Origin of the sequence: Urbifossiella limnaea, assembly GCF_007747215.1 — a bacterium.
Lineage (GTDB): Bacteria > Planctomycetota > Planctomycetia > Gemmatales > Gemmataceae > Urbifossiella > Urbifossiella limnaea.
Map to the genome: position 1 here is coordinate 5065848 of NZ_CP036273.1, position 21763 is coordinate 5087610.

Annotated in this window: 18 protein-coding genes; 8 read left to right on the forward strand and 10 right to left on the reverse strand. The window is 71.2% G+C overall.

The genetic code is table 11. The features are described 5' to 3' along the window. Positions 1-9: 9 nt before the first annotated feature. Positions 10-2760, forward strand: a complete 2751-nt coding sequence (locus ETAA1_RS20660; protein ID WP_145241817.1) for a tetratricopeptide repeat protein — start codon at positions 10-12, stop codon at positions 2758-2760. 78 nt (positions 2761-2838) lie between these two features. Continuing rightward, a complete protein-coding gene (gene yidC, locus ETAA1_RS20665; protein ID WP_145241819.1) occupies positions 2839-5277 on the forward strand; it encodes a membrane protein insertase YidC in 2439 nt (812 codons plus the stop codon). A gap of 60 nt (positions 5278-5337) precedes the next feature. Here yidC and ETAA1_RS20670 read toward each other — a convergent pair whose 3' ends face one another. Continuing rightward, the gene (locus ETAA1_RS20670) at positions 5338-5787 is read right to left on the reverse strand and encodes a hypothetical protein (protein ID WP_145241821.1); all 450 of its coding nucleotides are present in this window, start codon (positions 5785-5787) and stop codon (positions 5338-5340) included. 81 nt (positions 5788-5868) lie between these two features. On the opposite strand from ETAA1_RS20670, the gene ETAA1_RS20675 reads away from it, so the two are divergent. Together ETAA1_RS20675 and ETAA1_RS20680 are read left to right on the forward strand one after the other, a co-directional pair. Continuing rightward, positions 5869-6699: a metallophosphoesterase gene (locus ETAA1_RS20675; protein ID WP_145241824.1), complete on the forward strand. Its 831-nt coding sequence runs from the start codon at positions 5869-5871 to the stop codon at positions 6697-6699. 75 nt (positions 6700-6774) lie between these two features. Continuing rightward, positions 6775-7719 carry a CHAD domain-containing protein gene (locus ETAA1_RS20680; protein WP_145241826.1) on the forward strand — a complete coding sequence of 315 codons (945 nt, stop codon included), beginning with the start codon at positions 6775-6777 and terminating at the stop codon, positions 7717-7719. A 2-nt stretch (positions 7720-7721) separates the two neighbouring features. Here ETAA1_RS20680 and ETAA1_RS20685 read toward each other — a convergent pair whose 3' ends face one another. Beyond that, entirely contained in the window at positions 7722-7952 is a 231-nt protein-coding gene (locus ETAA1_RS20685; RefSeq protein WP_145241828.1) for a hypothetical protein, read from the reverse strand. Positions 7953-8173: 221 nt separating this feature from the next. Between ETAA1_RS20685 and ETAA1_RS20690 the strand changes: the two genes are divergently transcribed. Beyond that, positions 8174-9322, forward strand: coding sequence for a DegT/DnrJ/EryC1/StrS family aminotransferase (locus tag ETAA1_RS20690; RefSeq protein ID WP_145241830.1), 1149 nt, complete (start codon positions 8174-8176; stop codon positions 9320-9322). Between the two features lie 119 nt (positions 9323-9441). Here the strand turns inward: ETAA1_RS20690 and ETAA1_RS20695 are convergent, their stop codons facing one another. Next, positions 9442-9768 (reverse strand): hypothetical protein, encoded by a 327-nt coding sequence (locus ETAA1_RS20695; RefSeq protein WP_145241832.1) that lies wholly within the window; start codon positions 9766-9768, stop codon positions 9442-9444. On the opposite strand from ETAA1_RS20695, the gene ETAA1_RS33500 reads away from it, so the two are divergent. The 3 genes from ETAA1_RS33500 to ETAA1_RS20705 all read left to right on the forward strand — a co-directional run bounded on the left by ETAA1_RS33500 (position 9767) and on the right by ETAA1_RS20705 (position 14741). Then, on the forward strand, positions 9767-9895 hold the full coding sequence (locus ETAA1_RS33500) for a hypothetical protein (protein WP_261341990.1): 129 nt from the start codon (positions 9767-9769) through the stop codon (positions 9893-9895). The genes ETAA1_RS20695 and ETAA1_RS33500 overlap by 2 nt on opposite strands. Before the next feature lie 72 nt (positions 9896-9967). Next, a complete protein-coding gene (locus ETAA1_RS20700; protein ID WP_145241834.1) occupies positions 9968-11869 on the forward strand; it encodes a BBP7 family outer membrane beta-barrel protein in 1902 nt (633 codons plus the stop codon). A gap of 259 nt (positions 11870-12128) precedes the next feature. Then, positions 12129-14741: a YXWGXW repeat-containing protein gene (locus tag ETAA1_RS20705; RefSeq protein WP_145241836.1), complete on the forward strand. Its 2613-nt coding sequence runs from the start codon at positions 12129-12131 to the stop codon at positions 14739-14741. Between the two features lie 104 nt (positions 14742-14845). Here ETAA1_RS20705 and ETAA1_RS32240 read toward each other — a convergent pair whose 3' ends face one another. The 7 genes from ETAA1_RS32240 to ETAA1_RS20735 form a co-directional block, all read right to left on the reverse strand. Then, on the reverse strand, positions 14846-15013 hold the full coding sequence (locus tag ETAA1_RS32240) for a hypothetical protein (protein WP_202920297.1): 168 nt from the start codon (positions 15011-15013) through the stop codon (positions 14846-14848). Between the two features lie 173 nt (positions 15014-15186). Further along, entirely contained in the window at positions 15187-17088 is a 1902-nt protein-coding gene (dxs, locus tag ETAA1_RS20710) for a 1-deoxy-D-xylulose-5-phosphate synthase (RefSeq protein WP_145241839.1), read from the reverse strand. Between the two features lie 12 nt (positions 17089-17100). Next, entirely contained in the window at positions 17101-18009 is a 909-nt protein-coding gene (locus ETAA1_RS20715) for a polyprenyl synthetase family protein (protein WP_238389267.1), read from the reverse strand. 75 nt (positions 18010-18084) lie between these two features. Further along, positions 18085-18399, reverse strand: a complete 315-nt coding sequence (gene xseB, locus ETAA1_RS33915; RefSeq protein WP_145241841.1) for an exodeoxyribonuclease VII small subunit — start codon at positions 18397-18399, stop codon at positions 18085-18087. Next, positions 18386-19654, reverse strand: a complete 1269-nt coding sequence (gene xseA, locus ETAA1_RS20725) for an exodeoxyribonuclease VII large subunit (RefSeq protein ID WP_145241843.1) — start codon at positions 19652-19654, stop codon at positions 18386-18388. The genes xseB and xseA overlap by 14 nt, the downstream gene beginning before the upstream one ends. Continuing rightward, a complete protein-coding gene (locus ETAA1_RS20730) occupies positions 19651-21120 on the reverse strand; it encodes an ArnT family glycosyltransferase (protein WP_202920298.1) in 1470 nt (489 codons plus the stop codon). Before ETAA1_RS20730 ends, xseA begins: the two co-directional genes overlap by 4 nt. A 109-nt stretch (positions 21121-21229) precedes the next feature. Continuing rightward, positions 21230-21712, reverse strand: coding sequence for a hypothetical protein (locus ETAA1_RS20735; protein WP_145241847.1), 483 nt, complete (start codon positions 21710-21712; stop codon positions 21230-21232). Positions 21713-21763 lie beyond the last annotated feature (51 nt).

The following is a 21763-nucleotide window of genomic DNA, read 5'->3' on the forward strand; positions in this document are numbered from 1 at the left end:
AACCGGGCTGTGCGCACCGCCACCGTCGTCGCTCTGCTCATCGCCGCCAGCGCCGCCGCGGACCCGCCGCGGGCCACGCCCGAGGAGCTCGTCGGCTTGCTGGGCGACCCGTCGTTCGCCGTCCGCGAAAAGGCCACCGCCGCGCTCTGGGCCGCCGGCAAAGACGCCGCCCCAGCCCTCCGCAAAGCCGCCGCCGACCCGCGGCCCGAAGTCGCCCGCCGCGCCCGCGGCGTCCTCGCCCGGTTCGAGTGGTTCGACTACCCGGACACCCCGCCCGACGTCCGCGCCGCCCTCCGGCGATTCCTCGACGCGACCGGCCGCGAACGACACGCCGCGTTCGCCGACCTCGTCGCCCTCAGCCCGAGCGGCCGCGCCGCCGGCCGGGCCGTCCTCGACAACGCCCTCGACCCCGCCGTCCGCGACCCGCTCGCCGCCTTCATACTCACGCACCTCCGCCGCGAGGTGCCCGCCCGAGTCGGCGCCGGCGACACCGCCACCGCGGCCGAGTTGGTCGCGCTCCACGCCACTCGCTCGGGCACGCCGGCCGGCGCCGCAGACTTCGCCGCATTTCACGTCCTGAGCGGTACTCTGCCCCAGGCCGTCGCCGACGCCGAAGCTGCCCCACCCTCCCCCGCCGCGGATCGTGTGCTGGCCCACCTGTACCGGGCCGCCCGCGCCTGGCCGAAGGCCCGTGCCGCTGCAAAGCGCGTGGACGAGGCCGACGCCGACCGTCGCTCCAAGCTCGGCCAGCCACCGCCGACGCTCGTCGAGACTCTGCTGGAAGAAGAGGGTGACTGGTCAGCGGCCCGCGACCTGCCGGCGTCGCGGCCGGCGAACCTACCCGAGGCGCTGCGGCTCACTTACCAGCGGCTCACCGGAACGCCGGAGCAGTTCGACGCCGGCGTGAAGCAGGTGGCGGCGCTCGGTCAGGGGAGCGACGAGAACGTCCGCGACGCGGCCCACGCCCTGATGCTGAACCTCCGCGTGCCTGACGCCGAGGAACTTTTAGCGAGCCGGCGACAGAGCACGGGGCTGCTCGCAGAGGTGTACATCGCACGACTCCGCTACCGCGACGCCCTGTGGAACACGTTCCCGGCCATCGAGCCGGCCAGCGCCTTTGGTCGCGTCGATACGGATCTGCGCCGCGGCCGCGTGCTCGCGCTCACCGGCGACCGGGCCGGCGCTACGAAGCTGTTCGCCGAGATCGCCAAGACGCTGACCGAACTGCCCGACCCCGTCGTCGGCGCCGACTGGGGCGACTTCAGCGCCGCGCGCCGCGGGCTGATCCGCTCCGAACTCCGCGCCGGCTTCCGCGAACTCGCATGCGAGCACGCCGGAGCCTTCCTCACCAGCGGCGGCGGGGCCGGGGCGTCGTTACCGGAAGCGCGCACCGAGTCGTTCTTCGACCTGCTGTTCGGGGCGGACGCCGACGCCGCCGAGGCGATCTTCCGCGCCCACCGGCCGGGGCAGCTCGCCGACGGCGGGCCGACCATGAAACTTGTCCGAGAACTGTTGCTCGGCACCGCCCCGCCGGCGGCCGTGGGCGCGGCGCTGGACGCGCTCGCCGGCGAGCCGCCGCCGCTGCCCGGCGGCTCGCCCTTCATCGGCGACGCCGGCTCGCAGCGGCGGCAGAGGCAGAGTCGGCTCACCGCGGCGGGCCTGGTCGCTCGGGCGGCCGGCAAGCACCCGGAGGCGGAGGCGGCGTTCGCGAAGGCGGCCGAGAGCGCGGCCGAAGACGCGGTCGCCGGCGGGGCACGGGCGTGGGTGTACGGTACTTCCGACGCCTTCCGGCCGTGGGTCGAGTACGGCGACTACCTCGCCGACCGCGGCCGGTTCGTCGACGCCGCCGCCCGCTTCGAGGAGGGGTGGAAGAAGTTCCCCGACGCGCCGCTACTGCTGTTCCTGTCCGGGCAGGCGCTAATTAAGGCCGGCCGCGTCGACGAGGGGCGGCGGCGCGTCGAGCTGAGCCACTGGGTGCCGCTCGGCAACGAGCGCGTCCGGGGTCGGTTTCTCGAAGACCTGGTGAAGCGCGGCGAGGCGAAGGCCGCCGCCCGCGAGACGGACCTGCTCCTACGGGCGTGCTGGAGCCGTGACTTCTACTTCGGCAACGTCATCAACCAGGCCGGCCGCGCGGCCGTGCTCAACAAGGACTGGGCGACCGCCGAGCGGTGCGTGCAGCGCGCCATCTTCGTGCTCCTGAAGACGCCCGACGTGAGCTACGTGGACCCCGCCGCATACCTGCACGTGCCGCACGACATGCTCCAGTACCGCGCCCGAGCCAAGCTCGCCGCCGGCGACGTTCCCGCGGCGATGGTGCTGGCGCGCCAATACCTCGACGTGACGCCCGGCTCCGTCGAGTTGTCGGCGGGGATGGTGCCCGAGTTGGAGCGTCGCGGCAACAACAAGGAAGCCGACGAGCTGTTCGACCGGGTGTGGGCGGCGCACCGCAAGGTGCTGGCCGACTTCCCGGCGAGCGCCTCATCGCGGAACGCGCTAGCAGCGCTGGGGGCGCACTGCCGGCGAGAACTGGACGCGGCGCGGACCTACGCGCGGGAGGCGGTCGCGTCCGACCCGAAGGCGGCCGGCTACCGCGAGACTCTGGCCGAGGTGCTGTTCCGCCGCGGCGAGCGGGCCGAAGCGGTGAAGCTGATGGAAGCACTGACGACAGAGTACCCGCGGAGCCGGCTGTACCGCCGGCAGCTGGCACGTTACCGCACCGGCGACCCGGCCGGCGACCTGCCCGATGCGGACGCCGACTGATCCGACAACAAATCCGCCGGGCGGGCGAATCGCTAGAATGCCCGCGAACGCGCCGCCGCCCGCCTCCCGACCGGACTCATGCGCCAACACGCTCCCAACATCGCCGTGTTCGTCGTCCTCGCCGCCGCCGCCACAGGGCTGTGGTTGTACGCCGACAAGAACTGGATTCCCAAGCCCGACCCGGCCGCGAAGACCGACGAAAAAGCATCCCCCAGCGGCCCGCCGACGGCCGATGCCGTCACCGCCGTCGCCGGGGCCGGGATCGCAAACGCACCGCCGAAGGTGGCGCCGCCGGCTCCGAAGGCCGAGCCGAAGCCGCCCGCCGAGCCACCCACGCTGATCGCCCTCGGCGGCGACGGGTTCGCCAACCGCGTCGTCCTCACCACCCAGGGGGCCGGCGTCCAGCAGGTGATCCTCCCCGCGTTCGACGAGGCCGACCGCCTCGGCCACGAAGTGAAGGAGGACGGCAAGCCGGTGCCGCTCCACCTCATCCCCGGCGAGCGGCGCGTTCGCGACGCGAAGCTGAAGACCGACTTCGTCGTCCCGCACCTTCAGCCCGGTCGCGTGACCGACCCCGAGCAGCTGAAGCGACTCGCCGAGCCGTCGTACACGCTGTTCCACTACGCCAGCGCCGACGACAGGTACCCCGACCCGCTCCTCGGCACCGTCAACTGGAAAGTCGTCCCTGAAGAGACGCGGGCGACCGCCGACCAGCATACGGTCGTGTTCGAGACCACGCTCGGCGAGCCGTTCTTCGTGCGGATCCGCAAGACGTACACACTCACCAGGACGGACTACCACGTCGGCCTCAAGCTCGAAATCAGCCGCACCGACAGCGGGGGCAAGAAGCCCCGGCCGTTCCGCTACCAGCTGTCCGGCCCGCGCGGGCTGCCGGTCGAGGGCGAGTGGTACACCAGCACCACCCGCACCGCACTCGTCGGCTACGACAACCGCGGCCGGCCGCGCCGCCAGTACGAGGACGCGGCCTCCATCAACATCAAGCGCGGCGGCGAGGCGCTGCACAGCGGCAACGGCGAGAACATGTTCCACTACGCCGCCATCGCTACGCCGTATTTCGCCTCGGGGCTGGCCGTCGACCGCTCGGCCGACCCGAAGGCCAACCCGTGGGCCTACGTCCGCGCCACCAGCGAGCTGCCGGCGTTCCTCCCGTCGGAGGAGGAGTTGGCCAAGCTCGAGAAGGAGGCGAAGGCCGGCAACCCGGTCGCGGCCGTGGAGGTGGCCCGCCTCCGTGCCATGATCAACCGCCCGCTCCAGGAACTGGACGAGATCACCATCCGGTGCATGTCCGAGAGCCTCACACCGGAACCGGGGCAGCCGGTGGTCCACACCTACATCATCTACAACGGCCCGTCCAAGGTCCGGCTGCTGAACCTGCTCGCGAAAGACAACGCCGTCGATGCGGCGATCGTGGACCGCTACCTGAACGACTTCCAGCTCCGCACCATTACCGACTTCCAGTCGCCGACGGCGTTCGGCACGTTCGCCAACGCCATCTACTGGACCGACATCGTCGTCACGTTCACGAACCTGATGCACACCGGACTGTGGGCCATCCACAAGGCCGTCGAGTGGATTCCCGGCGGCAGTTGGGGCTACAGCATCATCATCCTCACGGTCCTGGTCCGGCTGCTGCTGTTCCTCCCGAGCCGCAAGCAGACGGCGATGAACATGAAGATGGTGGAGGTGCAGAAGCGGCTGAAGCCGGAACTGGACAAGCTGCACGAGAAGTACAAGGACGACTACCGCACTTACAACCAGGAGAAGACCCGGCTCATGCTGAAGCACGGGATGAACCCGTTCTCGGCGATGGGCGGGTGCCTGCTGCTGTTCGCGCAAATGCCGATCTTCATGGGGCTCTACTTTTGCCTCCAGGAGAGCGTGTTCTTCCGCCTCCAGCCGTTCCTCTGGGTCCAGAATCTCGCTGCACCCGACATGACCGTGTGGTGGACGGAGACGGTGCCGCTGATCTCGGACCCGGAGAATCGCCACGGGACGTGGTCTTTCCTGTACCTGGGTCCGTACCTGAATGTGCTGCCGCTGATCGCCGTGGGGCTGATGCTGTACCAGCAGAACAAGATGATGCCGGAGCCGACCGACGAGCAAATGGCGGCCCAGCAGCGGATGATGAAGATCATGATGGGGGTGATGGCGCTCTTGTTCTACAAGGTGGCCGCCGGCCTCGCGTTGTACTTCATCGTGAGCACCGGCTGGGGCATCATCGAGCGGCAGTTCATCCCCAAGCCGAAGGTGGACATCGACGACGTGGGCGGGGGTGGCGGTGGTGACGGCGGGAAGGGCGGCCCGCCGACGCCGCCGAAGCCCAAGGGCTTCCTGGGTCGGTTCAAGGCGCGGATTCAGGCGCGGTTGGAGGAGTTGCAGAAGCAGGCGGCGGAGCAGTCGTCGCGGCAGCACCGCAACGCGCCACCGGGGGGCCGGCCGCAGCCGATCCGCAACCCCGAGCGGCGCGACGGGAAGGACCGCAAGCGGAAGAAGTAACACCGGTTTGGTTCCGCCGCTCGCGGCGTAGCGCCGCGCGCTACGCCGCGAGCGGCGAAGTCACTCGCTCGCCGCGCCCCACACCTGGACGCCGAACCCGTTCAGGTCGATGTCCTCCCCCTTCTCGCCGTCGCTCGGGCCGCCGCGGTCCAGTGAGAGTCGCAAGTAAAGCCAGAAGCTCGATTTCTCGCCCTGCATGTCGTACCCGGCGGCGTCCACGTCCGCCTCGAGCAGCCACCGCCAGCTGCGGCGCTCGTCCTTGCCGGCGTCGCTCGCCTCCTCCTGCCAGCCCTTCAGCACGCGGGACATGTTCTGCACCGCCGCCTTCCACCCCTTCGCGTCCGTGACGTGGAGCCGTAGCTCGTCGGGCGCCTTTTCGAGGGTGGCGTGCGGCACCGGCTTGAGGGCGTCGAACAGCTTGTGCTCCAGGGTCGAGCACCGCCACGGCGACCACAGGTAGAAGGTGACCCCGGGCGTGTCCATCGCCAGCCCGAACAACTCCACACGCATGGCCGCCTCCGCACCCGGGCCGGTGCCCGTAAGATCGATTCTGGAACTGTACCGGCCGCCGGGTGGGCGGGAAAGGTGCCCATGCTCCCGACGGCCGTTGCGTACCCAATCTTCGCCGTCGGCGACCTGCACGGCCGGCTCCGCTGGCTCGACAAGCTCCTGGCGAAACTCCGCGCCCACCCGCTCTGGCCGGACGCGCGCGTCGTGTTCCTCGGTGACCTGGTGGACCGCGGCGACGACGTGAAGGGTGTGGTGTCGCGCGTGCTCGAAGTCCTCGCGGACAAGCCCGGCAGTGCCTGCGTGATGGGGAACCACGACCGTGCCTTCGTCGGCGCGGCCGGGCTCCTGGACGGCGTGCCGCGGCCGTACTGGGTCAAGCGCTACGGCCAGGCCTACGATCACGCCGAAACGTTCCGCAGCTACCTCGGCCGTACCCCCGACTACCACAACTTCGCGGAGTGGGAGGCCGACCTCGCTGCCCTCCGCGGTGCCGTGCCGGACGATCACCGCGTGTTCCTCTCGCACCTGCCGTGGGTCGCGGAGGCGGAAGGGCACGTCTTCTTGCACTGCGGCCTGTCACCGGAGCTCGACTGCCCCGCGGAGACGCAACTGCACTGCCTCCGGGAGCGCATCTGGGACCGCGCGGTCGTGAATCCGAGACTCGGGACGACGACCGACCGTGAGTTCCGTCCGGAGTACCCGGTGTGGCTTGGGGCCGACAAGAAGCTGTCGGCGAGCCCGCTGCCGCTGCCGGGCCGGGTGCAGGTGACGGGGCACGTGTTCATCGACGCGCCAGACGCGACGGAGGTGCGAATCCGCGTCGACACCAGCGGCGGCGTCCGCGAACCGCTTACGGCGTGTCTGCTACGCGGCCCCGGGGCGATTCCGGAATTCGTGTTCAGCGACCGGTGACCAGTGAGCCTCCGACCTTCACACAACCCACACCCGTTCCCCATACGCTAACCCTCACACCACCGGGGGTTAGAGATGGCGGAGGGGAAGTGGATCGGCGGCCTCAGCCCGGACATGCCGGTCGAGGAAGCCGCTCGCGTCGTGATCGCGGCGCGGTTCGAGGTCGTTCGCCAGTACCTGCCCCTCGCGGCTGCCCGGCCCTACGAGGACGTCGAGTACGTCCACCAACTCCGCGTCGGCACCCGGCGGGCTGGGGCGGCTCTGCGGGTGTTCGGCGCCTGCCTGCCGCGGAAGCACCTGCGGGCCGCGAAACAATCGTTGCGCGGCATTCGCCGCGCCGCCGGCGACGCCCGCGACTGGGACGTGTTTCTCCTCGCCCTCGCCGACGCCCGCGGCACCGGGCCCGACGCGACCTACGACTTCCTCGCCGGCTACGCCCTCGGCGAGCGGGCCGCAGCTCAGACCCGCCTCGTCGCCGCCGCGGACGACGTGGGGCCGCGCTTCGCCGCGGACGCGGAGAAGTTGCCCAAGCGCGTTCGCTCGCCGCGCGGGGCCGACGCACCCGTCACGTACGGCGAACTGGCCCGAGCCGAGATGACCACACTATTTGCCGAGTTCAACCGGGAGGTGAGTTCGGACCCGTCCGCGCCGGACGCCCTGCACCAACTCCGCATTCTGACGAAGCGCGTCCGCTACGCGATGGAGTTGTTCGCCCCGTGCTTCACGGATTCGTTCCGCGCGGAGCTGTACCGTTCGGTCGAGGCCGTGCAAGAGGCCCTGGGGGACGTTCAGGACGCGGCCGTCGGCCGGGCGCGGCTGGACGACCTGCGCGAGCGACTGACGCTCGTGCTCCCCGCAGACTGGCCGCGATACCAGCCGGGCGTGGCGGAGTTGCTGCGCGGCCACGACGCCGCCCTAGTCGCAGGTCAGGAGCGGTTCGCCTCTTGGCGCGCCGGCTGGGACGAGTTGTGGCTGATGCACCCACCGACGCTACTGTCGGGCGACGACCCGACTTCGTGAACCTACCCCTTCACTCCCCCGAGGAACGGGTCAGCCGGCGGCGGCAGTACGTCGTTCGACGGCGGCGTGATGGGCCTCACGTCTGGTGGCTGAACCGAGGGAATGACGGGCCTTCGATCGGGCTCCCGGTCGACGGTACGAGACGGCCAGACGGCGTCGAGCGTGCCGGCGATGGGGGCGTTGCTGCACCCGAGCGCGACGAGGAGGACGGCAGCGGGCAGGAGTCGCGTCATACCGGCGGAATAGCCACCCGCCGACTCGAACTCAAGCCAAGATCTGCACGACCCGGTCGGACGTGTCGGGCTCACGCACTCCCCCTCCGCAAGTCACAAGTGCCGCGACCCGAACGACGGCGCCCGGCTTGACACGTCTGGGGGCTTCGGGTAACTCGTGCGGACTTTCACAAACTCCGACCGGAACGGATTCCGATCGACCGGGCAGCCAGGAGGCCAACGTGACGCCCGCCCCCGTACCGCTTTGCGACATCCAGGCGCAGTACAAAGCGCTTCAACCCCAGATCGACGCGGCCGTGCTGCGCGTGCTCGGCACCGGGCAGGCGATTCTCGGCCCCGAGGTGGAGGCCTTCGAGAAGGAGGCCGCGGCCAGCACCGGAGCCGCGTTCGCCGTCGGCTGCTCGTCCGGCACCGACGCTCTCGTCCTGGCCCTACACGCGGTCGGCGTCGGCCCCGGTGACGAAGTCATCGTGCCGCCCTTCACCTTCTTCGCCACGGCGAGCGCGGTCGCGCGGCTGGGGGCGAAGCCGGTCTTCGCCGACATCGACCCGGTGACGTTCAACCTGGACCCGTCGCAGGTCGCCGCCCGCATTACGGACAAGACGCGGGCGGTGATCCCGGTGCACCTGTTCGGCCAGTGCTGCGACATGGGGCCGATCCGCCGCGTGGCCGCGGACAACGCCGTGTACGTGGTCGAGGACGCGGCGCAGTCGCAGGGCGCGGAGTACGGCGGCGTCCAGTGCGGCACCCTGGGCGAGATCGCGGCGTTCAGCTTCTACCCGACCAAGAACCTGGGCGCCGTCGGCGACGCCGGCATGGTGACGACGAACAGTCCGGAACTGGCGGCCCGGCTGAAGGCACTGCGGGTCCACGGGTCGGAGGTCAAATACTTCCACAAGTATCTCGGCTACAACATGAGGCTCGACGCGCTGCAGGCCGCCGTGCTTCGGGTGAAACTGCCGCACGTGCCGGGATGGCTGGCGGCCCGCGAGGCGGCGGCGAAGCGGTACGACGCGATGATCGAGGCGACGCAGTTGCACGGCTTCCTGCGCCGCCCCGCGGCGCGGCCGGACCGGCGGCACGTGTTCAACCAGTACGTCGTTCGGGTGCCGGCGGCGCACCGCGATTCGCTCGTGCAGCACCTCAAGGACAGCAAGGTGGGAGTGGAGATTTACTACCCGCTGTCGCTGCACCTGCAGGAGTGCTTCGCGTACCTCGGCTACCGGGCCGGCGACTTCCCCGCGGCCGAGGCCGCGACGCGGGAGGTGCTGGCGCTGCCGATGTTCCCGGAGATCACCGAGGCACAGCAAGCCCGGGTGCTGGACGTGGTTGCGGGTTACCTCCGCGGCCGGCTGCGGACGGCGGCGTAAACTCTACGCATTCGCGCAGCAGAAGGCCCACCCGGAACTCGGGTGGGCCTTCTGCTGCGCGAAGACAAAGCAGAAGGCCCACCCGAGTTCCGGGTGGGCCTTCTGCTTTGTCGGAACAATCAACCCCGCCGCAGTCGCCGCGCCGCCAGCACACCCAGCCCCACGAGCGCCGCCACGCCGCCGGTCGGCTCGGGGACGTGCTCCGGATTCGGAACGGTCCCGGGCGGGCCGCCGGGCGGCGTGCCGGGGGGGTTCGATTCGCCGCCGGGCGGGAACGTCGGGTCCGCAGTTGGGTTCGGCGGCAGCTTGGCCGCATCGGTCGGCACCAGGCTCCGTGGCCGGGGCACGGCACTGCCGGGCCACCCGTCCCAGTAAAAGGCCTGAGCCGGGCCGCCGGCCGCCAGCGCCGCGGCGGCCGCCCAGACGAAGCGCGTCGGAAGTCGCATGGTGTCCCTCCGCGTCCGGGAAGCCTCCCCGGACCGCGCCCTCATCCCCGACCCGGCCCGCCGCGTCAACCCCGACCGTACCGGCAAGCGGGGCAAGCTGCGCCGGTCGTCCGGGTCGAAGCGGTGACAGGAATCGTGCGGGTCGGGCCGCCGCGGATGCCGATGGAAGGGTGACCGCGCTGCGGTGGGAGGAGCGGGTATGATTCGTTTCCGAGGGAAAGCGCTGGGGCTCGGGCTGGCCCTCGCGGCCGCCCCGCTCGCCGCGCAACAGCCCGCTCTGTTGCCGCCGACCGTCCGCGGCGGTGAGTGGAGTGCGGGCGCGCCGGCAGACGCCGTCTGGTTCCCGGCGCGCGGTTCTACGCCCGCCTCGAAGCAACCGCCGATGCTTCCGCCGCCGCCCGCGGTCGCGCCGGTGCCAGCCGTGGTGAAGCCGGTTCAGGCCGAATCCGAGCCGGTCGTTCACGGCCCGCGGACCGCCGCCGCGTCCACCGATCTGGGGCCGCTGCCGGCCATCCCCGCGCCGCCGGACGTGGTCGCCGCGCCGCAACCGTTCCCGGTTGCGTCCGACCTACCACCGATGCCGCCGATCCCGACCGCAATGCCCACCCGGCCGACGGCCCAGCCGCAACCCGCGCCGCCGCCGAAAGCCGTCGAGCCGCTGCCGATCCCGCCCGTACCAAAGACCACTGAGCCGGTGCCGACGCCGCCGCTGCCGAAGGCCGCAGAGCCGCCGCCGATCCCGCCCGCGAAGACGGCCGAGTCGCTGCCTCCGCCGCGCGCCGCCGTCCCGCCCTCGGACGCGCCCGTAGCCCGGCCGGCGCCGCCGCCCGAGTTGCCGACCGCGCCGCCGGAACTCCTCGTGCCCAGCGTATACGGCCTCCCCGCGCGGCACACCGCGTTCGGCTCCGACCCGGTCCGCATCTCGCGCGACTACCCGAGCCTCCACGACCTGTTCCGCCTCCACCACGACCGGACGGCCGACGGGGCCGACGACCCCGCCGCCGCCCCGGCCGACGACCGCGGCTACGTCCGGCTCGAACTCCTGCTGTGGTGGGTGAACCCGCAGCGCGTCCCGGTGCTGGCCAGCACAAGCACCGCCGGCGGTCTCGGCTTCATCGGCGAGCCCGGCACCGCGCTGCTCCTCGGGCCGGGCCGCCTCGGCGACGACTTCCGCGCGGGCATGCGCGTCCGCGGCGGGTGGTGGTGCGACGAGGACGGCCACCTCGGCCTCGACGGCAGCTTCTTCTTCCTCGGCCGCGACTCCGTCAGCACCGCATTCGACTCCGGCACCACGCCCACCATCACCCGGCCGTTCTTCGCCGCCAACGACGGCGGGTTCGAGTTCGGCGAGCGCGTGGCCCGCCCCGGCTTCTCGCGCGGCAGCCTGGAAGCCGAGGCCACCAGCGCCCTGTACGGGTTCGACGCCAACATCCGCCACGCCCTCTGCCGCACGTGCGGCTTCCGCGACGAGGTGTTCGTCGGCTACCGCCACCTGGCGCTGAACGAGTCGCTGACCGTCACCGAGAACATCGTCGCCCTGCCCGGCAACACCGCCGACCCGGCCGGCACGCGGATCGTCGTGCAGGATCAGTTCAAGACCACGAACCGGTTCAACGGCGGGCAGCTGGGCTACGCCGCGGAGCGCAACTGGGGCCGCCTCTCGCTCGACGGCCGCGTCTCCGTCGCGCTCGGCAACACGCACCAGACCGTCGAGGTGTCCGGCTTCCAGCAGCGGCAGCGGCCGGGCGAAGACGCCGTGTTCTTCCCCAACGGCGGCCTCCTGGCCGCGGGGCCGAACCTCGGCCGTTTCACCGACGACCGCTTCACCGTCGTCCCGGAATTCACCCTCAACCTCGGCTACTGGCTGACCCCGAGCGTCAAGGCGTACGTCGGCTACAACGCCATGTACTGGTCGAACGTGGTCCGCCCCGGCGACCAGGTGGACCGCACCATCGACGTGACGTTTATCCCCAACCCGCCGATCAACCCGGCGACTGGGCAGGTGCCGGCGTTCTCGGGTCTGAACCGGCCGGCGGTGCCGTTCAAGCAGGATCACCTCTGGGTGAACGGCATCCAGTTCGGCGCGGAATGGCGGTGGTGACGGTCGGACTGGAATTCTTGTTTCCGGCCGAGGGGGGTGGGGTCGCGGCAACATGTCACCGACTCATAAAGAAGTTCCCGCGAACAAGCCGCGCCGCGAACGTCGGTCGTAAGTGCAAGTCGCCGCTGTTTTTCTGCGCCCGCCGCATTCGGGTGGACGGATCGGCACGTCGTTCGCCACAATCTCTGGCCGTTGGCGCAAGCCCACCCCCGCCCCGCGCCTCCTGTTGCGCCCCCGTCGCACTCCCCGGAGTCACCCCATGCTTCCGCGACCGACCCAGCTCGCCGCCGCGGTCGTTCTCGCCGGCCTCATCGTCGGCGTCAGCATCAACGCCGCCCCCGCCCAGCCGCCGCAACCCTTGCCCCTGCCAGCCTCCGGGGCCGCCGCCCAGCAGCAACCCGGTCAGCCTGAGGGCACGGAAGTGCTCGCCCGTGGAGCCGTCCACGAGGCCTATGCCGCGACTGCCGAGCAGGCCATTGCCGGCGAAGTCGTCGCGCAGCCGCCGCCGGAGCCGATCGAGGAACTGCCGCCGGACCAGAAGCCCGAAGGCGACAACGTCATCTGGATCCCCGGCTACTGGGACTGGGACGAGGAGCGGACGGATTACGTCTGGATCAGCGGCTTCTGGCGCGTGCCGCCGCCGGGGCGCGTGTGGGTGCCGGGTAGCTGGCACGTCGTACAGGGCGGCCACCAGTGGGTGAGCGGCTTCTGGCAGCCCGTCGCGGTGCAGCCGGCCGGCGGCTTCGCGCAGCAGGAAATCGAATACCTGCCGCCGCCGCCGGTGACGCTGGAGTCCGGCCCCGTGGTGCCGTCGCCGGGCGTGGACTACGTCTACGTGCCGGGCAGCTGGGTGTACCGCGGCCGGTACTTCTGGCGGCCGGGGGTGTGGATCACCCACCGGCCGGGCTGGGTGTGGGTGCCCGCGCGCTACACGTGGTCGCCGGTCGGCTACGTCTTCGTGGACGGGTACTGGGACTACCCGCTGGCCACGCGCGGCGTGCTGTTCACGCCGGTGTACTTCCCGCGGCCGCTCCTGGCCCACCGGTTCGTGTACACGCCGAGTTACGTCGTGGCCGAGCCGGTGCTGTTCGGCGCGCTGTTCGTCCGCAGCGGGTACGGCGGCTACTACTTCGGCGACTATTACGACCGCCGCTACGTCGGCGTCGGCTACCGGCCGTGGTGCGCCCCGGCGGTGGCCACGCAGGTGAACTTCGCGTTCGGCCGCGGCGGGTACTCCTACGACCCACTCTGGAGCTACTACAGCGTGTCGTACCGGTCGCAGCCGCAGTGGAACGTCGCCGTGGCGACGACGTTCGTCGGCCGCTACCAGGGGAGCGTTCCGCGGCCGCCGCGGACGCTGGTGCAGCAGAACACGGCCATCCAGCAGATCACCAACACGACGGTGAACAACGTCACCAACAACATCACGGTCGTGAACAACAACACGACAGTGAACAACAGCTCGCCGGCGCAGCTCGGCGGATTGCGGGTGGCGAACAAGGACGTGTCGAACGTGGTAATGGTGGCCCCGCTGACGGTAGCCCCGAAGCTCCAGCCGCAGCAGCAGATCCGCCCCATCGCCGCGGAGGTGCGGCAGCAGGAGGCGAAGGCGGCGCAGGATATCCGCAAGGTGTCGGTGCAGCGCCGCGACGCCGAGACGGCGGCGCTGAAGGCGAACCCCCGGCCGGTAACGCCGAAGATCGACCCGAAGTCGCCGAGCCCGACGCCGCAGCCGCAGGTACAGCCGGTGCGGGTGAAGGTGGACGTACCCAAGGCGGCGGTCGCACGGGCGCAGGCCCAGGCGAACAACCCGAAGGGCGCCGGCGCCCCGCCGCCACTGCCCATCACGACTCCGAAGCTCGCCCCGACGCCGAAGGTGGACCCGAAGGTCGGCCCGATGCCGAAGATCGATCCCAAGGTCGGCCCCGTGCCAATGCCGAAGGTCGATCCGAAGCAGCCGTTCGACCCGAAGGTCGATCCTAAGATGCCGAAGATCGACCCCAAGGTTGACCCGAAATCGCCGAAGGTGGACCCGCTCCCGAAGGGGAAGGGGAAGGTCGACCCGCCGGTCCCGATGCCGCAGCCGGTCCCGATGCCGCAGCCCAAGGTCGACCCAAAGGGGGTAGACCCGCTCCCGAAGGGGAAGGGGAAGATCGACCCGCCGGTCCCGATGCCGCAGCCCAAGGTCGACCCGAAGTTGCCGACACCGGTCCCGATGCCCAAGGTGGACCCGAAGCTGCCGCCGTCGGTGCCGCAGCCGAAGGTCGAGCCGAAGGTTCCCACACCGGTCCCGATGCCGAAGGTCGAGCCGAAGCTGCCGCCGGTTCAGCCGAAGCTGCCGCCGGTCACGCAGCCCCCGGTTCAGCCGAAGCTGCCGCCGGTCACGCAACCGCCGCCGCAGCCGAAGCTCCCGCCGGTCACGCAGCCGCCGCCGCAGCCGAAGCTGCCGCCGGTCACGCAGCCTCAACCGCAGCCGAAGCTGCCGCCGGTCACGCAGCCTCAACCGCAGCCGAAGCTGCCGCCGGTCACGCAACCGCCGCCGCCACGGCCCACCCCGCCGGTGACCCAGCCGACGCAGCCGAAGCGACCACCGGTCACGCAACCGCCGCCGCCACGGCCCACCCCGCCGGTGACGCAGCCTCAACCGCAGCCGAAGCTGCCGCCGGTGACGCAACCGCCGCCGCCACGGCTCACCCCGCCGGTGACCCAGCCGACGCAGCCGAAGCGACCGCCGGTGACGCAACCGCCGCCGGTCCAGCCGCCGCCCCCGCCGGTCGCGCAGCCGCCCCGCCCGACCCCGCCGGTCGCGCAGCCGCCGCGGCCGAAACCGCCGACGCAGCCGACGCCCAAGGGAAAGCGGGAGCGGGAGTGAGTCGCTGAAAAGCACGCGGCCCACCCGGAACTCGGGTGGGCCGCGTCGTAGGTGGCTCACGCTCTCGAGCGGTTTCTGGGTCACATCGATCGTGGTTCGCCCCCTCACCCGGCGTGCTCCGCCCGGTACGCTAGAAACTCGCGGATCATCCCGCGAAGGGCGGCAATCAGTTCCTCGTGGTCGTCGCGGGGCAGACACATGTCGAGGGTGCCGGCGACCTCGCGGAACACGAGCCCGACCCAGTCGAGGCTGTTCCACCCGTCGGCCCGCACGACGAGCCACTCGCGGAAGCCGGCCAGTGGCTCCCGGCCCGCGCCGTGGCGGTGCCATCGGCGGCTCCGACGACCTGTAAAGCCGGCGAGCCGTCCGCCGTCAGGCGGCGGGTGACGATCGCGTCACCCGCCGCCTGACGGCGGACGGCTCGCCAGTCGACAACTCGCCTCGTTTAGACCGGCCGCAGCGCCTCGCGGTGCTTCCGCACCGCGTCGGCCAGCCCGTCCGCGTTCAGGCCCAGCGTCGCCAGCAGCTCGCCGCGGTCGCCGTGCTCGATGAACCGGTCCGGGATGCCGCAACGGACCACGTTGCGGGCGTCCAGCCCCGCCGCGTTCGCCGCCTCCAGCACCGCCGAGCCGAACCCGCCCTCGATCGTGCCTTCCTCCACCGTCACCACCACCGGTAGCGTCTCGACCGCCCGCAGGATCGTCTCGCGGTCCAGCGGCTTCACGAACCGGGCGTTGACGACGCCGACGTGGAGCCCCTCCTCCCGCAGCTTCGCCGCCGCCGCCACGCACGTCGAGAGGAGCGTGCCGAACGCCACGAAGCAGCCGTCCTCGCCCCAGTCGATCACCTCGGCCTTGCCCAGCTCGATCGGCGCGGCCTCGCCCGACCGCTCCACCCGGTCGATGTTCGTCTTCGGGTAGCGCATCCCGATCGGTCCGGGGTGGCCGAGCGCGAAGTTCAGCATCGGCACGGCGTCGGCCTCGTCGCCGGGGGCCATCGCCGTCATGTTCGGGAACAGCCGCATGTACGGCACGTCGAACGTGCCGTGGTGCGTCGGGCCCTCCGGGCCGGTGAGGCCGGCGCGGTCCATGGCGAACACGACCGGCAGGTTCTGGAGGCACACCTCCTGGAAGATCTGGTCGAAGCTCCGCTGCAGGAACGTGCTGTAAATGTCCACCACCGGCTTCATCCCGGCCTTGGCCATCCCCGCGGCGAAGGCCACGGCGTGGCTCTCGCAGATGCCCACGTCGAAGAAGCGGTCGGGGAAATCGGTCCGCACCTGTTCGAGCTTGTTCCCCTGGCACATCGCCGCGGTGAGGACCGCGACCTTCGGGTCGGCCGCCATCGCGGCGTGGATGCCGGCGCTGATGAGGTCCGTGTACGCCTTGGCGCTGCTCTTGCGGAACGACTTGATGGTGCCGTTCGGCCCCATCTCCTCGAACACCGGCGGCGTGTGGTACGTCACCGGGTCGGCCGCCGCCTCGGGGATGCCGTGCCCCTTGTTGGTGAACACGTGGAGGAGGATCGGCCCCTTCTGCCCCTTCAGGTCGCGGAGAATCTTCCGCAGCCCCGGCAGGTCGTGGCCGTCCACCGGGCCGAAGTAGCGGAAGCCCATCTCCTCGAACAGCATGCCGTCCTTGAAGAAGGCCTTCAGCCCGTCGCGCACCTGCTCCAGCGCCGAGTGGGCCATCTCGCCAAGAACGGGGATGTTGCCGAGGACGCGGTTGATCTGCCGCTTGCCGCCCTGGTACAGGCCGGTGATGCGGCACTGGTCGAGGTACTGGCCGAGGCCGCCGGTGCGGGGGCAGATGCTCATCTTGTTGTCGTTCAGAACGACCAGCAAGTCCTGGTTCAGGCCGCCGATGTTGTTGAGCGCCTCGAACACGATGCCGCTCGGCAGCGCCCCGTCGCCGATGACGGCGACGGCCTTGCGGTCGCCGTTCCCCATGAGGTCGTCGGCGGCCTTCAGGCCGGAGACGGTGGAGACGCTGCACCCGGCGTGGCCGGTCATGAACAGGTCGTAGGGCGACTCGCCGGGGTGCGGGAAGCCCATCAGCCCGCCGCGGGTGCGGATGGTGTGGAACCGGTCGTAGCGGCCCGTCACCAGCTTGTGCGGGTAGACCTGGTGGCCGGTGTCCCAGATGAGGCGGTCCTTCGAGAAGTCGAAGGTCATGTGGAGCGCCAGCGTCAACTCGACGACGCCGAGGTTGCTGGCGAAGTGGGCCGGGCGGGTGGTGAGCACCCGGACGAGTTCCTCGCGGATCTCGCGGGTAAGCTGCTGCAGCTGCTCGTCCGAGAGCTTGTGCAGGTCGGCCGGGCCGGTGATCGTGGGCAGCAGGGCAGACATCGTATCCCCCGGTTAGCGATCGCGTTGCACGACGTACCGCGCCAGCCGGGCGAGCGGTGCGCTCCCGAGCCGGGCTGCGGCGTGTTCGGCGTCCTGCACCAGTTCGGCCGCCCGCGCCCGACTCTCGGCGAGGCCGAGGAGCCCGGGGTAGGTCAGCTTGCCGCGGGCGGCGTCCTTGTTCACCCGCTTGCCCGTCTTCTCGGCCGTGCTCTCCACGTCGAGCAGGTCGTCCGTCACCTGGAACGCCAGCCCGAAGGCGGCGGCATAGTCGTCGGCCGCGGCCAGGGCGGCGGGGTCGGCCCCGCTCTCGCCCTGCGCCGCGTGAACGCCGAGCCGCAGCGCCGCGCGGAACAGCGCGCCCGTCTTGCGGCGGTGGATCGCCTCCAGCGCCTCGACCGTGTTCACCGCGCCGCCGGACTCGATCCGCCCTTCCGCCGCCAGGTCGAGCACCTGCCCGCCGACCATCCCGACCGCACCGCCGCCGGCGGCGAGTTCCACACAGCTAACCGCGGCCGTGCGCGGCGGGCAACCTGCGGCGACCACCTCGAACGACAGCGTTAGCAGCGCGTCGCCGGCCAGGATCGCCAGCGCCTCGCCGTAAACTTTGTGGCACGTCGGCAGGCCGCGCCGCAGGTCGTCGTCGTCCATCGCCGGCAGGTCGTCGTGGACGAGCGAGTAGGTGTGGACCATCTCGACCGCACACGCCGCCGGGAGGGCTTGTTCGGGCGTGCCGCCGCACGCCTCGCAGGCGAGGAGGGCGAGGAGCGGGCGGAGCCGCTTGCCGGGGGCGAGTAGGGAGTAGCCCATCGCCGCCGACAACGCGGTGGGGGCGTCCGACGTGTACCGGGCGAGGGTGAGTCGCAACGCGGCCTCGACGGCGTCCTGCCGATCTTTCAGGTCAGCCCACAACTCCCCGCCCACGGCCGATCCTTCCGGGCGCCCCCGCGGGGGCAGTTGGAAAAAGTATAGCAACCCGCCGAGGATTCGACCCCGACGTCAGCCGTCTATTCCCGGCAACTTTGCACCACGAAGCGGTTTACCGAGCGAAGCCGTGGCCGCGGCGAGGGTCGCGACGTGCTCGAACAGCCGGAGGTCGGGGCTGCCGTCGGCGGCGGTGCCGTTCAGGAGGCGGACGCGCTGCTCGGCGTCCTTCAGCTTGCCGTAGCAGAGCCGCAGCAGGGCGACGCCGCGCTCGTACCGGGCGAGGGCGTCGTCGAGGGTGGTGGTGCCGTCCTCCAGCTCGCGGAGGATGCGGTCGAGTTCGGCCAGCGCCTGCTCGAAGCGGACGGGCTCGGCGTCACTCGGAGTCATCGGCGCCTGTTGGGTTCGGGGTTCCGTGGACCGCCGCCTCGACCGCGACGCTGCGGATTTCGCCGCCCGCCACGCGCGTCAGCAGGATGTCGCCGGGGCGCACGGCGGCGGGGTCGGTGACGACGGTCCCGGCCGTCGTCCGCGTCAGGCTGTAGCCGCGCTTCAGGATGTTCAGCGGGCTCAGCCCGTCGAGCTGCGCCGCGGCCGCGGCCAGCTTCTCGGCGGCGCCCGTCACCCGCGCGCGGGCGGCGCGGTGGAGGCGCGCCGCGGTGTCGTCGAGCCGCTGTTCCAGGTCGTTGACGCGCTGCAGCGGGCGGCGGAAGGCGGGGCGCGACGCGACGGCGTCGAGCCGGTCGCGGGCCACTTCCAGCCGGCGGGCCATCGCCTCGCCGAGGCGGGCGGCGCGGTCGTCCACGTCGGCGAGGAGTTCGAGCCGGTGCGGCGTCAGGGCCACGATCGCGGCCGTCGGCGTCTCGGCCCGGTGATCGGCGACCAGGTCGGCGACGGTCACGTCGGTCTCGTGCCCGATCGCCGACACGACCGGCACGACCGACTGGAAGACGGCGTCGGCGACGGCCTCCTCGTTGAACGCCGCCAGGTCTTCGGAGCTGCCGCCGCCGCGGCCGATGACCACGGCACACAACGGCAGCTTGCCCGAAGCGTGGAGGCGGTTCAGCTCGCGAAGCGCGACGGCCACCTCCTCCGCGGCGCCGGTCCCCTGCACGCGGCTGGGGCGGACGATCACGTCGGCGCGCGGCCAGCGCTGGGCGAGCAGTTCGAGCATGTCGCGGATCGCGGCCCCGGTGGCGCTGGCGATCAGCGCCACACGCTTGGGGTACTTCGGCAGCGGCTTCTTGCGGCGCGGGTCGAAGTACCCGCGGGCGAGGAGTTTTTCCTTGAGTTGTCGCAGAGCCAGTTCGGCGGCACCGACGCCCTTCGGCTGCAATTCCTCGATCTGGAGTTGCACGTCGCCGCGCTGGTCGAACACGCTGAGGCGGCCGCGGGCGAGCACCTCCATGCCGTTGCGCGGCTCGAACTTCATCCGCAGGTTCACGCCGCGGAACAGGACGGCCCGCAGGTTGGCGGCCTCGTCTTTGAGCGTGAAGTACATGTGGCCGGACGCGGCCTTCGTAAAGCTGACGACCTCGCCGGCGACCCACACGGCGGCGAACTTCGCCTCGACCGTTCCGCGCAGCCGGGCGACGAGCGCGGACACGCTCATCACCTCGCGGTCGGTCGGCGGGGCCGCGGTCATGGGGGCAGCACTCGGGCCAGGATCAACGGGTCACCCTGCTGATCATACATCCACCGGACAAGCTCACCAGTCCGGTTGGCCTCCCACTCGCGCCACTCGGCCTCGATCAGGGCCACGTGGGCACCCTGGGGAAGCTGTGCGGGCGAGCTCAGCTTGCGGCTGGGGCGCCCGTAGTAGAACAGGACGCCCTCGTCCTTCAGCTTGAGCAGATACAGCGGCTCGCCAGCGGGGACGTACTCGCGGAGGGCGGCGGCGGTGGCTTCGGCGTCGCGGCCGGCGGTGCGGCGGGGGACGACGACCTCGACGAACACGACCTTCGCGGCGAGCCACAGCGCGAGGAAGGCGGCGAGGAGCACAGCCGGCGAGCGGCCGGCGTGAGCCGGCTGTTGTCGAGCGTCATCGACGCGCTCAGAAACAGCCCGCTCACGCCGGCCGCTCGCCGAGCGAGCGCACCACCAGTCGAGCAGCCCCATCACACCGAGCCCCATCAGTGCCGGGCTCACCGGCAGCGCGTAGCGGACGTTGTGGTTCGGCACCAGCGCCCAGAACAGGAGGTTCGGCCACGCCCAGCAGTGGAGGAAGGCCAGCAGCAGCCGGCCGCGGTCGTCCCAGCGGGCGGCGAACCCGCGCCGCAGCGTCCGCAGCGCGAACAGCGACAGCGGCAGGTGCGCCGCCCACACCAGCAGCGGGTACGTCAGCACCTCCGACCACGGGTAGCCCTTCGCGGCCGACTTCGGGGCGAAGCGGTAGGCGGCCTCCTTCCGCACGGTGTCGGCGAGCGCGTCCCAGCCGACCTGCTGCGTCACGAGTGCTGCCCACCCGGCCACGACTGCGACCGCGACGAGGGTAGCAGCGAGGAACGGCCAGCCGACGAGGAGCTGCAGTTGCCTGCGCCACGCGAGAATCGGCACGGCGGTGAGGGCGAAGAACGCCGGAGCGGTCCACTTCGTCAGGGTGCCGGCAGCGACGCACAGGAGCGACGCGGCCAGGAAGCCCGGGGACGGCCGCTCGCCGGCTTCGAGTGCCCGGTGAAACAGAATGAGTGCCGCGGTCACCCAGCCGACCAACGTCATGTCGATCTCGGCGCTCGGCGCCTTGTCGAGCCAGAGGATCGAGCATGGGACGAGGAGCCCCGCGAGCAACCCGGCCCGGTCGCCGAGCACGCGGCGGAACAGCCCCGCCATCAGCAACACGCTCACCGTTGCAGCGATGGCCGAAGGCAATCGTGCCGTCACCTCGGTGACGCGGCCGGTGGGGAGCGACGCGAGGCCGATGGCGGCGTAGTGGCCGGGCGGCTTCGTAAGGAACGGCTCGCCGTGGAGGACGGGGTACACCCAGTGCCCGCGGAGGCACTCGGCGCCGATGATGGCGCGGAGCGATTCGGTGCGGTACAGCGGCCCGGCACCGAGGCCGTAGAGGAACAGCGCCGCACACCACCCCACCAGGAGGACCGGGGCGAGCGACAACTGCGGCAGCGCGAGCCGGCCGGCGAAGCGGGGCGTGACGCGGATGAGGCAGCCTCCGTGCTACGAGCGACAGGCGGTGTGTGAGCGGTCGCTACTGTTCGAATCAATCCTAGTAGTCGTGCCACACACTCCGGCGGAAGTCGTACTCCCACTCTCGCGGCGAGATGAACGAATCCTGTTCCAATTCCAGCCACGGGCCGCGCGAGGCGGGCTCCGATCCGTAGCGGACGTTGAAGCTGAGAAGCGTCTGGTTTGGAGCGATGCCGGCCTCCTCTAGCGACACCGGGTAGCGGCCGTGTGCGGTGCGAAACGCCTCGACTGCCAGGACCAGTCGTTCGCGCTCGGCAGCGAGGACGGATTCTCGATACGCGGAGTACCCACGAAAGCAGCCGACCACCGCGACGGCACAGAGAACGTAGCGACCGCGGCGAGAAGTCACCAGCCATGTGAGGATGGCGAGAGCCGCGAACGTGAGTGCGCGGAGAAGGTAGTGGGTGACCGCGACGAGTCGCTCAACTCGTTCACGCGCCGTCGTTCTTGGGCCGACGGGTCGAGGCGGTCGCGGGTGGACCTGGAAGACGGCGGCAATCATCTCCGGCCCTCCGTGGCCGAGTGCGACAGAGCTAACACCTCATCACGACTC

Coding starts and splice junctions, on each gene's coding strand:
- ETAA1_RS20680 (WP_145241826.1), top strand. CDS start 6,775: ATGGCGGAGGGGAAGTGGATCGGCGGCCTCAGCCCGGACATGCCGGTC.
- ETAA1_RS33500 (WP_261341990.1), top strand. CDS start 9,767: ATGGTGTCCCTCCGCGTCCGGGAAGCCTCCCCGGACCGCGCCCTCATC.
- ETAA1_RS20685 (WP_145241828.1), bottom strand. CDS start 7,952: ATGACGCGACTCCTGCCCGCTGCCGTCCTCCTCGTCGCGCTCGGGTGC.
- ETAA1_RS20670 (WP_145241821.1), bottom strand. CDS start 5,787: ATGCGTGTGGAGTTGTTCGGGCTGGCGATGGACACGCCCGGGGTCACC.
- ETAA1_RS20695 (WP_145241832.1), bottom strand. CDS start 9,768: ATGCGACTTCCGACGCGCTTCGTCTGGGCGGCCGCCGCGGCGCTGGCG.
- xseA (WP_145241843.1), bottom strand. CDS start 19,654: ATGACCGCGGCCCCGCCGACCGACCGCGAGGTGATGAGCGTGTCCGCG.
- dxs (WP_145241839.1), bottom strand. CDS start 17,088: ATGTCTGCCCTGCTGCCCACGATCACCGGCCCGGCCGACCTGCACAAG.
- ETAA1_RS20700 (WP_145241834.1), top strand. CDS start 9,968: ATGATTCGTTTCCGAGGGAAAGCGCTGGGGCTCGGGCTGGCCCTCGCG.
- yidC (WP_145241819.1), top strand. CDS start 2,839: ATGCGCCAACACGCTCCCAACATCGCCGTGTTCGTCGTCCTCGCCGCC.
- xseB (WP_145241841.1), bottom strand. CDS start 18,399: ATGACTCCGAGTGACGCCGAGCCCGTCCGCTTCGAGCAGGCGCTGGCC.
- ETAA1_RS20735 (WP_145241847.1), bottom strand. CDS start 21,712: ATGATTGCCGCCGTCTTCCAGGTCCACCCGCGACCGCCTCGACCCGTC.
- ETAA1_RS20675 (WP_145241824.1), top strand. CDS start 5,869: ATGCTCCCGACGGCCGTTGCGTACCCAATCTTCGCCGTCGGCGACCTG.
- ETAA1_RS20705 (WP_145241836.1), top strand. CDS start 12,129: ATGCTTCCGCGACCGACCCAGCTCGCCGCCGCGGTCGTTCTCGCCGGC.